This window comes from Paraburkholderia jirisanensis, assembly GCF_054782355.1.
Map to the genome: position 1 here is coordinate 16,926 of NZ_BAAGSQ010000013.1, position 12,575 is coordinate 29,500.

General features: G+C 63.8%; 12 protein-coding genes. 10 read left to right on the forward strand and 2 right to left on the reverse strand.

The genetic code is table 11. The features are described from left to right. Positions 1-51: 51 nt before the first annotated feature. The 9 genes from trpB to ACYVNQ_RS08270 all read left to right on the forward strand — a co-directional run bounded on the left by trpB (position 52) and on the right by ACYVNQ_RS08270 (position 10,242). A complete protein-coding gene (gene trpB, locus ACYVNQ_RS08230) occupies positions 52-1,245 on the forward strand; it encodes a tryptophan synthase subunit beta (RefSeq protein ID WP_460902005.1) in 1,194 nt (397 codons plus the stop codon). A gap of 11 nt (positions 1,246-1,256) precedes the next feature. Then, entirely contained in the window at positions 1,257-2,213 is a 957-nt protein-coding gene (locus ACYVNQ_RS08235) for a DNA-methyltransferase (protein WP_460902006.1), read from the forward strand. A 59-nt stretch (positions 2,214-2,272) separates the two neighbouring features. Beyond that, positions 2,273-3,088, forward strand: a complete 816-nt coding sequence (gene trpA, locus ACYVNQ_RS08240) for a tryptophan synthase subunit alpha (protein ID WP_460902007.1) — start codon at positions 2,273-2,275, stop codon at positions 3,086-3,088. A 140-nt stretch (positions 3,089-3,228) separates the two neighbouring features. After that, a complete protein-coding gene (gene accD, locus ACYVNQ_RS08245) occupies positions 3,229-4,104 on the forward strand; it encodes an acetyl-CoA carboxylase, carboxyltransferase subunit beta (protein WP_460902008.1) in 876 nt (291 codons plus the stop codon). A 182-nt stretch (positions 4,105-4,286) separates the two neighbouring features. Then, positions 4,287-5,597, forward strand: coding sequence for a bifunctional tetrahydrofolate synthase/dihydrofolate synthase (gene folC / locus ACYVNQ_RS08250; protein WP_460902009.1), 1,311 nt, complete (start codon positions 4,287-4,289; stop codon positions 5,595-5,597). Between the two features lie 28 nt (positions 5,598-5,625). Then, on the forward strand, positions 5,626-6,648 hold the full coding sequence (locus ACYVNQ_RS08255; RefSeq protein WP_460902010.1) for an SPOR domain-containing protein: 1,023 nt from the start codon (positions 5,626-5,628) through the stop codon (positions 6,646-6,648). Between the two features lie 7 nt (positions 6,649-6,655). Further along, positions 6,656-7,150 carry a CvpA family protein gene (locus tag ACYVNQ_RS08260; protein WP_460902011.1) on the forward strand — a complete coding sequence of 165 codons (495 nt, stop codon included), beginning with the start codon at positions 6,656-6,658 and terminating at the stop codon, positions 7,148-7,150. Positions 7,151-7,252: 102 nt separating this feature from the next. Next, positions 7,253-8,803 (forward strand): amidophosphoribosyltransferase, encoded by a 1,551-nt coding sequence (purF, locus tag ACYVNQ_RS08265; RefSeq protein WP_460902012.1) that lies wholly within the window; start codon positions 7,253-7,255, stop codon positions 8,801-8,803. 245 nt (positions 8,804-9,048) lie between these two features. Then, positions 9,049-10,242 carry an O-succinylhomoserine sulfhydrylase gene (locus tag ACYVNQ_RS08270; protein ID WP_460902013.1) on the forward strand — a complete coding sequence of 398 codons (1,194 nt, stop codon included), beginning with the start codon at positions 9,049-9,051 and terminating at the stop codon, positions 10,240-10,242. 144 nt (positions 10,243-10,386) lie between these two features. On the opposite strand, the gene ACYVNQ_RS08275 is transcribed toward ACYVNQ_RS08270, so the two are convergent. Beyond that, on the reverse strand, positions 10,387-11,196 hold the full coding sequence (locus tag ACYVNQ_RS08275; protein WP_460902014.1) for a helix-turn-helix domain-containing protein: 810 nt from the start codon (positions 11,194-11,196) through the stop codon (positions 10,387-10,389). 66 nt (positions 11,197-11,262) lie between these two features. Further along, positions 11,263-11,604 carry an FKBP-type peptidyl-prolyl cis-trans isomerase gene (locus ACYVNQ_RS08280; RefSeq protein WP_460902015.1) on the reverse strand — a complete coding sequence of 114 codons (342 nt, stop codon included), beginning with the start codon at positions 11,602-11,604 and terminating at the stop codon, positions 11,263-11,265. A 145-nt stretch (positions 11,605-11,749) separates the two neighbouring features. On the opposite strand from ACYVNQ_RS08280, the gene ACYVNQ_RS08285 reads away from it, so the two are divergent. Next, complete coding sequence (locus tag ACYVNQ_RS08285) at positions 11,750-12,553, forward strand: sensor histidine kinase (RefSeq protein ID WP_460902016.1); 804 nt, start codon at positions 11,750-11,752, stop codon at positions 12,551-12,553. Positions 12,554-12,575: the final 22 nt, after the last annotated feature.

Below are 12,575 nucleotides of genomic sequence, written 5' to 3' on the forward strand. Positions count from 1 at the left end.
GCACAGGCGTTTTATCCAACGCTGTGCCCGCAAACTGAAACGAGTGACGATATGTACAATTTACCCGATGAACGTGGCCATTTCGGCCAGTATGGTGGCGTGTTCGTGGCCGAAACGCTGTTTCAGGCAATCGACGAACTGCGCATCGCATACGAAAAATCCCAGCAAGACGCTGATTTCATCGCCGAATATCAGCGCGAACTGAAGCATTTCGTAGGTCGTCCTTCCCCGATTTACCACGCACAACGCTGGAGCCAGCTGCTCGGCGGCGCGCAGATCTATCTGAAGCGCGAAGACCTGAATCACACGGGCGCGCACAAGATCAACAACGTGATCGGCCAGGCGCTGCTGGCAAAACGCATGGGCAAGCCGCGCGTGATCGCGGAAACGGGCGCCGGCCAGCACGGCGTCGCCACGGCGACGATCGCCGCGCGCTTCGGCATGGAGTGCGTGGTCTACATGGGCGCCGAAGACATCAAGCGCCAGGCGGCCAACGTGTACCGGATGAAGTTGCTCGGCGCGACGGTGGTGCCGGTGGAATCCGGCTCGCGCACGCTGAAGGACGCGCTGAACGAAGCGATGCGCGACTGGGTGACCAACGTCGAGAACACGTTCTACATCATCGGTACGGTGGCGGGCCCGCATCCGTACCCGATGATGGTGCGCGACTTCCAGCGCGTGATCGGCGACGAATGCAAGGTGCAGATGCCGGAGCTGACGGGCCGCCAGCCGGACGCGGTCATCGCGTGTATTGGCGGTGGTTCGAATGCGATGGGTATCTTTTACCCGTACGTTGAGGACACTTCGGTGCAGTTGATTGGCGTCGAAGCGGCTGGTGATGGGATCGATACCGGCCACCACGCGGCCTCGCTGACCGCTGGCACACCGGGTGTGCTGCACGGCAACCGCACTTACCTGTTGCAGGACGACAACGGCCAGATCATCGAAACGCATTCGATCTCCGCCGGCCTCGACTACCCGGGTGTCGGGCCGGAACACGCGTGGCTGAAGGACAGCGGCCGCGCGCAATACGTGTCGATCACCGACGAAGAGGCGCTGAAGGCGTTCCATGAATGCTGCCGCATCGAGGGCATCATTCCGGCACTCGAGTCGAGCCACGCGATCGCCTATGCGACCAGGCTCGCGCCGACGTTGCCGAAGGACAAGGTCCTGCTGGTGAATCTGTCGGGCCGCGGCGACAAGGACATGCATACGGTCGCCGAGCGATCGGGCATCACGTTCTGAGCGCCGCCGCGATGCGCGACGAGTTCGACGAGCCGCAGTCGACGCTGGATACGACAGCGTCGGCCGACCCGGCCGACGCGGCCGTGCCGGCAGCGGAAGCTGCGGCGCAAGTGAACGTGGCAACAGTGGACGCCGCCGTCGAGGCGCCGCCCGCTATCGTCACGCCCCACCACGCGCCGCTGCTGTCGTTGCCTCCCGGCATCGAACTGCACAACCGCGATTTCCTGACCGATGCAGCGAATCTGCCGGACCAATCGATCGACCTGATCCTTGCCGACCCGCCGTACGGGCTCGGCAAGGATTACGGCAACGACTCGGACATGCGTTCCGGCGACGATTTTCTCGGGTGGACGCGCGAATGGCTGGAACTGGCCATTCCGAAGCTCAAGCCGAGCGGTTCGCTGTACATTTTTTGCACATGGCAGTACGCGCCGGAAATCTTCGTGTTTCTGAAGTCGCGTCTCACGATGGTCAACGAGATCATCTGGGACCGGCGCGTGCCGAGCATGGGCGGTACGACCCGGCGTTTCACGTCGGTGCACGACAACATCGGTCTGTTCGCGGTGTCGAAGGATTATTACTTCGATCTCGATCCCGTCCGCATCCCTTACGATGCCGTCACGAAGAAGGCGCGTTCGCGCAAGTTGTTCGAAGGCAGCAAGTGGCTGGAGATGGGCTACAACCCCAAGGACGTCTGGTCGGTGTCGCGTCTGCACCGCCAGCATGCGGAGCGGGTCGATCATCCGACCCAGAAGCCGCTGGAAATCGTCGAACGGATGGTGCTGGCGAGTTGCCCGTCGGGCGGCCGCGTGCTCGATCCGTTCATGGGTAGCGGCACCACCGCGGTTGCTTGCGCGCGTCAGCAGCGCCAGTTCGTCGGCTATGAGATCAATGAAAGTTACTGCGCGATAGCGCGCGAACGCGTCAGTTTAGCCGCGTCCGCACCGGTTGCCACGGCCGGCGCTTAGCAGAAAGAGAAAGCGCCGGCGCGGCATTCGCGCAGTAGTCGACTTCGAGAGAATTCAACATGTCCCGAATCAAAAGTACTTTTGCGGCACTGGCCGAGCAGAACAAAAAAGGTCTGATCCCGTTCATCACCGCCGGTGACCCCGATCCGGCGCGCACCGTCGATCTGATGCACGCGCTGGTCGCGGGCGGCGCCGACGTCATCGAGCTTGGCGTGCCGTTTTCGGACCCGATGGCCGACGGCCCGGTGATCCAGCGCTCGTCGGAGCGTGCGCTAGCCAAAGGCGTGACGCTGCGCGATGTGCTTGCCGACGTGAAGCGCTTTCGCGAGCGCAACAGCACGACCCCGGTCGTGCTGATGGGCTATGCGAATCCGATCGAGCGGATGGGTGCCGACGCGTTCGCAAAAGCGGCGACCGAAGCGGGCGTCGACGGTGTGCTGGTGGTCGACTATCCGCCCGAAGAATCGGCTAATTTCGCCGAAACAATGAAAAGTTCGGGCATCGATCCGATTTTCCTGCTGGCGCCGACCTCCACCGAGGCGCGCATCGCCGCGGTTGGAGCAGTAGCGAGCGGCTATGTCTACTATGTATCTTTGAAGGGCGTTACCGGCGCTGGAAATCTGGACGTAGTCGACATCGCAGGTAAAATGCCGGCGATCAAGTCGAAGGTTGCGCTGCCGGTCGGTGTCGGTTTCGGTATTCGGGACGCCCAGTCGGCGCGCGCCGTGGCTGAAGTGGCCGATGCGGTGGTGATCGGCAGCCGGATCGTGAACCTGCTGGAAGAAGCGGCGCCCGAAGCAGCTGTCGACGCGCTGACGCGCTTCATCAGCGAAATTCGCGAGGCCATCGACAGCATCGGCGCCGGCAAGCGATAAAACCCGGCAGAAACCTGGTAAGAATGCGGTAAAACGCGTCAAATGCTGGCGGCGCGCTGCCGATTCAACACCAATTCGTCGTCAGTGCAACGGCGGCCGCAGTGGCGGCCGCCCGCACCGAAGACCTGGAGAAAATCAGAATGAGCTGGCTCGACAAACTGTTGCCGCCGAAGATCAAGCAAACCGATCCGAAAAACCGCAAAGGTATTCCGGAAGGCCTGTGGATCAAGTGCCCGTCGTGCGAAGCGGTGTTGTACCGCAACGACGTCGAGGCGAACCTGCACGTATGCCCGAAGTGCGACCACCATATGCGGATCGGCGCGCGCGAGCGGCTCGACGGGTTGCTGGACGCGGAAGGCCGCTATGAAATCGGCCAGGAAATCGTGCCGGTCGACGCGCTGAAGTTCAAGGACAGCCGCAAGTATCCGGACCGCCTGAAAGAAGCCATCGACGAAACCGACGAAACCGACGCGATGGTCGTGATGGGCGGTGCGATCCATACGTTGCCGGTGGTGGTGGCCTGCTTCGAATTCTCGTTCATGGGCGGCTCGATGGGCTCGGTGGTCGGCGAGCGTTTCGCGCGCGGCGCACAGAACGCGCTCGAGCAGCAGGTGCCGTTCATCTGCTTTACCGCTTCGGGCGGCGCACGGATGCAGGAAAGCCTGCTGTCGCTGATGCAGATGGCCAAAACCACCGCGATGCTGACGCGCCTCGCCGAAGCGAAGCTGCCGTTTATCTCGGTACTGACCGATCCGACGATGGGCGGCGTATCGGCGAGTTTCGCGTTCCTCGGCGACGTGGTGATTGCCGAGCCGAAGGCGCTGATCGGCTTCGCCGGCCCGCGCGTGATCGAACAGACGGTGCGCGAAAAGCTGCCTGAAGGCTTCCAGCGCGCGGAATTCCTGCTGCAAAAGGGCGCGGTCGACATGATCGTCGATCGCCGCAAGCTGCGCGAGGAGCTGGCGCGCCTGATGGCACTGCTGACGCGTCAGCCGGCCGACGCAGTCGCCCTATAGCGGGCGGGAAGAGGGCGGGCGGGTTCGCGCCCTGCTCAAGCGCGGGTCCACGCGCGCAATCGCGCACCAGCACGTACAAGCACGCACAAACGCAACGCGCCGCCTGCAGTTCTCCAAGCGGCGCGTTGTCGTTTCCGGGATAATTGCGACCCTCACCCGCGCTTCACTTGCATTTCGCATCGATGACCACTTTCCCCACCCTCGACGCGTGGCTCACGCATCTGGAAACCGCGCACCCGGTCGGTATCGACATGGGGCTCGCGCGAATCAGCCGGGTCCGCGACGCGCTGCAGCTGTCGTTCGCCTGCCCGGTAATCACGGTTGGCGGCACCAACGGCAAGGGCTCGACCTGCGCGATTCTGGAGTCGATCCTGCTGCGCGCCGGCTATGCGGTCGGCTGCCATACGTCGCCGCACCTGCTGTCGTTCAACGAACGGGCGCGCCTGAACGGCGTGAACGCAAGCGACGCCGATCTGCTGCCGCATTTCGAAGCCGTCGAACAGGCGCGCGTGAGCCTGCCTGACGCGCCGTCGCTGACCTACTTCGAATTCACGACGCTGGCGATCATGCATCTGTTCGCGTCGCGCGGGCTCGACGCGGTGATCATGGAAGTGGGTCTCGGCGGCCGGCTCGACGCGGTCAATATTCTCGATACCGACTGCGCGATCATCACCAGCATCGACATCGATCACACCGAGTATCTGGGCGACACGCGCGAAAAAATCGCGCTCGAGAAAGCGGGCATCTTCCGCGCCGGCACGCCGGCGATCTGCGCAGACCCGCTGCCGCCGCAAACCCTGATCGATCATGCGACCTCTATCGGAGCGGATCTGTGGCTATTCGGCCGCGATTTCCGTTACGAAGGGCAGGCCGGCAGCGAGCGGCAGCAGTGGAGCTATATCGGCCGCACGCTGCGACGCTCGGCGCTGGCTTACCCGGCGCTGCGCGGCGCCAATCAGCTGATCAATACCTCGGCGGCGCTCGCCGGTCTCGAAGCGCTGCGCGAGCGGCTGCCGGTTTCCGCGCAGGACATTCGCCTCGGCCTTGCGAACGTCGAACTGCCGGGGCGTTTCCAGGTGCTGCCAGGCAAACCCGCAATCGTGCTCGACGTTGGCCACAACCCACACGCGGCCGCGGTACTCGCACAAAATCTCGGCAATATGGGCTATTTTCCGTACACTTACGCGGTATTCGGCTCGATGCGCGACAAGGACATTGCCGGCGTGATCGGCCACCTGAAGGGCGAGATCGACCACTGGTGTGTGACCGGTCTGCCCACGCCGCGCGGCGCGTCAACGCAGCAGCTGGCCGACGCGTTGCATGAGGCAGGCGTGAACGACAACGCGGACAGCAGCATCACGCGTTTCGATTCGCCTGCCGAAGCATTTCAGGATGCGCTAAAACGGGCGTCCGACAATGATAGAATCGTGGTTTTCGGCAGTTTCTTCACCGTTGCGGGCGTGATGGCTTACCGGAAATCGCGGCAACACTGAACGCGAGCCGCCTCCAACCAAGGCATCCATGGGAATTTTCTCGTTCGGCAAAAAAGACGACGCACCGAACCGGCGCGGCGCAAATTCCACTTCTAGCCGAAGCAGTCGTAGCGAACGCGCGGAGCGCGTGGAAAGGCGAACCCGGCGCGCCGAACGGCCCGCAGGCGACGCAGATGCAATGCTGCTCGACCCCACGTTGCCCGAGAAGCAGCGCGCGCGGCGGCGCCTCGTCGGCGCGATTGCGCTGGTGGTGGCCGCGGTGGTGATCCTGCCGATGGTGCTCGACTCGCACCCGAAACCGGTCACCGACGATATTTCGATCGATATTCCCAGCCGCCCCGTGTCGCGGGCGCGCGTGCAAAATCCCGAAGACACCCAGGCTGGCGTAGCACCGGACAATCCGGCTGCGCCGGAGAACGCCACGGGCGCGTCGAACCTGGTGCCGGCTGCACCGCCGACGGCCGCGGCAGCCCAGGCGCCTGGCCGTAGCGGCACGGCGCCGCAAGCGGCGGGCGCGCAGCAAGCCGACACCGCGGCCGCGCAACGCTCCACATCGGGCACTTCCGGAAAGACACAGCAGCAGGCGGCAACCGCGAGCGCGAATAACGCGGCGACCTCGACGATGTCGGCCACCCCGGCCACGAAACCGCCGGTCAAGAACAGCAGCGCGGCAAACACGGCCGCCAACACGCCGCAGAACCCCTCGGCAGCAGCGTCTTCCCGATCGTCCACGACATCATCTCCATCCGCACAGAGCACCGCGGCAGCCGCGCAAACCGAGCCCGCCACGCCGGCGGCCGTGCCGCCCGGCAGCCGTTTCGCCGTCCAGCTCGGCTCGTTTCCGGACGATTCAAGCGCACGCGCATGGGAGAGCAAGTTGAAAGCGGCGGGAGTCCCCGCATATACCGAAAAGCGCAAGCAAACCGACGGATCGGTGCGCACGTTGTTGCGTGCCGGTCCGTTCGCGGACCGGTCGGCAGCCTCGGCGGCGATCGCGAAGGTTCGCGAGGCCGGCTTGACGTCGGGCGCGAACAACGGTTCGGCGCAGTAAGCCGGCGATGTTCACTGCGTTCGACTACGCTGTTATGGCGGTGATCGGCCTGTCGGCGCTACGCGGCACGTGGCGCGGCTTTCTGTCCGAGGTATTTGGGCTGATCGGCTGGATCGCGGCGTTTCTGATTGCATGCCGCTTCGTTGGGCGGGTCGTGCCGTATATGCCGGAGCATTGGCCCGGTGGCACGCTCACCCAGTGGCTGCTGGCTTTCGCGGTGATCGTGATCGCGGTGATGCTGGTGGCGAGCGTGGCGAATGCGTTGCTGGTTCGCCTCGTGCAAGTGTCCGGCCTGAGCGGTGTGGACCGCTCGCTTGGATTGATGTTCGGCCTCGTCCGCGGGGTCATTCTGGTGCTGATTCTGGTCGCGCTGGCAGGATTGACCGAATTGCCCCAGCAGGAATTCTGGCGCAACGCGCTGCTGCGACCGTATGCGGAGCAGGGCGTGCGAGAGTTGAAGCCATTGCTTCCCGATGCACTTGCGGCATACGTGCACGTGTAGCGCGAAGCAACGGCGGTCGGGCGGTGCACGCCAGGTGCGTGTGCCGCGCAGCGGTGGCAGCCCTGTCGCCGTGATGAATTTCGTACCTTTGAAGGACATGCCATGTGCGGCGTCGTAGGCGTAGTTTCCCAATCCCCGGTCAACCAGCTGATTTATGACAGCCTGCTGCTTTTGCAGCACCGCGGTCAGGACGCCGCCGGCATCGCAACCGCGAACGGCAGTAACTTCCATATGCACAAGGCCAACGGCATGGTGCGCGACGTGTTCCGCACGCGCAACATGCGTAGCCTGCCTGGCACGATCGGCATCGGCCAGGTGCGTTACCCGACCGCAGGTTCCGCGTCGAGCGAAGAAGAAGCGCAGCCGTTCTACGTGAACGCGCCGTTCGGCATCATCCTCGCGCACAACGGCAACCTGACCAACTGGCGGCAGCTGAAGGACGAGATGTTCCGCGTCGACCGCCGCCACATCAACACCAATTCCGACACCGAAGTGATGCTCAACGTGTTCGCGCACGAGTTGCAGCTCGCCAGCTCTGGCCTGCAGCTCGATACCGCGGCGTTGTTCAAGGCGGTGTCCGGCGTGCACCGCCGCGTGCGCGGCTCGTATGCGATCGTGTCGCTGATCGCGGACTACGGCCTCGTCGGTTTCCGCGACCCGTACGGCATCCGCCCGCTGTGCATCGGCAAGCTCGAAACGTCGCACGGCACCGAATGGATGCTGGCGTCGGAATCGGTCGCGCTGGAAGGCATTGGTTTCGAATTCGTGCGCGACGTGCAGCCGGGCGAAGCGGTGTTCATCGACTTCGAAGGCAATTTCCACTCGCAGCAATGTGCGACGAACGCAAGCCTGAACCCGTGCATCTTCGAGCTCGTGTATCTGGCGCGTCCGGATTCGGTGCTCGACGGCGTGCCGGTCTACAACGCGCGTCTGCGCATGGGCGACTACCTCGCCGAGAAGATCAAGCGCGTGCTGCCGGCCGATCTGAAAATCGACGTCGTGATGCCGATTCCCGATTCGTCGCGCCCCGCGGCGATGCAGGTGGCCGCCAAGCTCGGCATCGAGTACCGCGAAGGCTTCTTCAAGAACCGCTATGTCGGCCGGACCTTCATCATGCCGGGCCAGGCAGTGCGCAAGAAGTCGGTGCGCCAGAAGCTGAACGCGATGGGTATCGAGTTCAAAGGCAAGAACGTGTTGATCGTCGACGATTCGATCGTGCGCGGCACCACGTCGCATGAAATCGTGCAGATGGCACGCGATGCGGGCGCGAACAAGGTGATTTTCGCGTCGGCGGCGCCGCCGGTGAAATTCCCGAACGTGTACGGCATCGACATGCCGACGCGCGGTGAACTGGTGGCGCACGGTCGCACCGACGACGAAGTCGCGCGCATGATCGGCGCCGATTACCTCGTGTACCAGGACGTCGCGGCACTCAAGCAGGCAGTGCGCGACATCAACCCGGCGCTGAAGGAGTTCGACTGTTCGTGCTTCGACGGCAACTACGTGACCGGCGACGTGACCAGCGAATACCTCGACGGCATCGAACTGGCGCGTCTTTCGCCGTCGGCGCAGTCCGACCGCGATGCGGCAAGCGATGCGATCGACGGCGGTGTGACGCGTTCGCAACTGCACTTGCAACTGTCGGTGGAATGACCTGGTGTTAGAATCGCAGCTTGCGTCGATTTGAGTTCAGCTTGCGGACGCGGGACAGCCTGATCAAGGCCACCCGAAACAGCTAAAGTGAACGGTGGTCGTGCACAGCACGCTGCCTGACGCTCCAGCTGCCGCACACGAAGCCCGCTTATGCCGACGCAAAGCGGGCTTTTTTGTTGCCGGTGCGGCGCGCATCGCATCAACCGACATGGCCGCCGGCCTGAATAAACGGAAACAGAACGAACATGGACGACTTCAATTTCGATACCCTCGCGGTCCGTTCGGGCACGCTGCGCAGCGAGTTCGGCGAGCACTCGGAAGCGCTTTATCTGACGTCGAGCTTCGTGTTCTCGAGCGCGGCCGAAGCGGCCGAGCGCTTCAAGAACTCGGAAGACTCGTACACGTATTCGCGCTTCACGAACCCGACCGTGACGATGTTCCAGAACCGGCTCGCGGCACTGGAAGGCGGCGAGGCCTGCATGGCGACCGCTTCGGGCATGAGCGCGATCCTGTCGGTGGTGATGTCGGCGATGCAGGCGGGCGATCATCTGGTGAGCTCGCAAAGCATTTTCGGCTCGACGCTCGGCATGTTCTCGCAGATCTTCAGCAAGTTCGGCATCACGACCACCTTCGTCGATCCGACCGATCTCGACGCGTGGAAAAACGCCGTGCGCCCCGAGACGAAGATGTTCTTCCTCGAAACGCCGTCGAACCCGCTGACCGAAATCGCCGATATCGAAGCGATCAGCAAGATCTCGAAGGCTGCCAATGCGCTGTTCGTGGTCGACAACTGCTTTTGCAGCCCCGCGTTGCAGCAGCCGTTGAAACTCGGCGCGGACGTGGTCATGCATTCGGCCACCAAGTTCCTCGACGGCCAGGGCCGCGTGCTGGGCGGCGCGCTGGTCGGCTCGAAGCAGTTCATCATGGAAAAGGTGTTTCCGTTCGTGCGCAGCGCGGGGCCGACGCTGTCGGCGTTCAACGCGTGGGTGCTGCTGAAGGGGATGGAAACGCTGTCGCTGCGGGTCGACAGGCAGTCGGCGAATGCGCTTGAAATCGCTCGCTGGCTCGAGACGCATCCGGCCGTGGGCCGGGTGTTTTATCCGGGCCTCGAATCGCATCCGCAGTATGCGATCGCGAAGCGTCAGCAGAAGTCGGGTGGCGCGATCGTGTCGTTCGAACTGAAGGGCGACACGCCCGAAGCGCAGCGTGCGAATGCATGGCGCGTGATCGACAGCACGAAGATCTGCTCGATCACGGCCAATCTCGGCGATACGCGCACGACGATCACGCATCCGGCCACCACGACGCACGGCCGTATTACGCCGGAAGCGCGTGCGGCGGCGGGCATCAAGGAAGGCCTGCTGCGTCTTGCGGTGGGGCTGGAAAACGCGGGCGACATTCGCGCGGATCTCGACCGCGGGTTGAGCGGCGCGGCTTGATGGAATGCGGTTGGCGCGCGTGGCATGGACTGCGTGCGTCGACCGTGCGTGGGTCGCGCTTCAGGCGTGTGTAGGTCGTGGGTCCGGCACGCGTCGGGCGTACGTCGTGCGTGCGTCGTGCATGCGTTGCTCAACCCAACAGGTTCAATGACGCAACGCGCGCCACTGCCCAGGAGCCAGGCCAAAGCGGCGCGTGAATGCATGGGTGTACGCGCTCTGATCGCCGAACCCGACATCGAGTGCGATATCGGTCAACGAGCGTCGCGGATCGGCCAGCAAACCAAGCGACGTATCGAGCCGCAAGCGCTGCAAATAGCGATGCGGCGTTTCGCCGAACGCTTCGATGAACAACTGATGAAAGCGCCGCATCCCGAAGCCGCAATGGGCGGCCAGGTCTGCGATGCGCAGCGGGTGCGCGAGATGCGCACGCAGCCAGCGGTCGATACGCGCGAAGTCGAGGCCGGCGATGCCCGTGTGCTGCGCGTGCGTGGCGCCCGTATCCTGCACCAGCGCTTCGCACAGACGCGCCGCAGCATCCCAATGGAAGCGCCGCAGCAAAGCGTCATTGCCGTCCAATGAGGCAACTGCGGCGCGAACCGGGCCACCCGCGGCGGCGCTCGCAGCGATATGACCAACGAGCTGCGTCAACCGGCTATCTACATCGACTGCACGCGCCCGCTCGAACAGCCGCTCGGGCACCGCCAGCGACGTGCGCGGCAGATCGAGCACGAGTTGCCGGTTCTCGCCGAGCCCCGCATAGTCGTGCCGCGCACCAGCCGGGATCAGCCACGCCGAGCGTTTATCGATCTGCCGCGCGACACCGTCGACGGCCATCACCATCGTGCCGTCGAGGCCGAGCACGATCTGATGGAAGTCGTGCACATCCGACGCTTCGCTGGTGTCATAACGACGCACCGAAACGGTGGGAGCGGCAAGGGCGGATAAGCGCGACATGATCTTGCATTGCAGCGAACACGAACGCGGCCAGCGTCAACGCAGCCGCGCCCGCATTGCCTAAGCTCAAACGTCGAGCAGTTCCACTTCGAACACCAGCGTCGCATTCGGCGGAATCACGCCGCCTGCGCCGCGTACGCCATAACCGAGTTGCGGCGGAATCGTCAGACGGCGCGTGCCGCCGACCTTCATGCCCTGCACGCCTTCATCCCAGCCCTTGATGACCATGCCGCCGCCCAGCACGAAAGCGAACGGATCGTTGCGGTCTTTGCTGGAGTCGAATTTCTGGCCGTCGGTGAGCCAGCCGGTGTAGTGAACGCTGACGGTTTGTCCGGCGCGTGCTTCGGCACCCGTGCCTTCGGTCAAATCTTCGTATTGCAGGCCGGATTCGGTGGTGACGGTCGGCATAACTTGCTCCCTTTTCAAGTCGATCAAAACCGCTATTGTAGGCGGGATACACAAGCATCGCGAATGGCGCTGGACACGCGGTCAAGACGCAAGCGCCTTGCCTATAATGTGGGCTAGCCATTCGAACCACGAACTGCTTGCGAGGATGTCGACTGTGACTGCGTTTTCCCCAACAAGCATGCCCCGGCCGGAACATGCCGGCTCCGCTGTATCTGAACGTACTGCCCGTCTGTCTGCACAGGTTGCGCTGTTCATGCGCGACCACGTGCTGTCGCTGGTCTCGCATGATTTGCGCAGCCCGCTCAATGCAATCCATAGCTGGGCCTACGTGCTCGAGCGCAAGGTGGACGGCACCGATGCGACCGCGCAGCGCGCGCTGGCCGGCATTCGCAGCGGTGTCGAGCAGCAGGTGCAATTGCTCGAAGCGATCGTCGACACCACGCGCGCCGAAACCAAAACGCTCGCGTTGTTGCGCACGCGGTTCGAACTGCGGCCGCTGGTCGACGAGACCGTGATCGACGTGCGCGACATGCTTGCCGAACCGCGTGGCGTAGCCCTCGTGCTGAACACGCCGCTGGCTGCCGAAGAACTCGACGGCGATCGCGAGCGGCTTGCCGCGACGCTGTGGCTGATGTTGACGTTCGCTGTCGAGGCAAGCGCACGCGGCACGACCGTGACGCTCGAGACACACGCGGATACTTCGGCGTGGCATGCAAGCGTCAGATTCGATGCCGCGTTCAACGCGCTGACGGATGCACAACTCCCGCATCTGCTCGAAGCGTTCGCGCGCAAGCAAGCCTGCGAGCCGCGCGAGGCGAACCGTATTTCATGGGTGCTATCGCTATGCAAGCGCGTGGCCGAAGCACACGAAGGCGCTTTCGATCAGGGTGAATGCAGCGACGGCTTGCCGGCGAAACTGTCGCTACGGATACCGCTGTCGGCGGGCTGAACGGCGTCGCCTCATCTTTCGC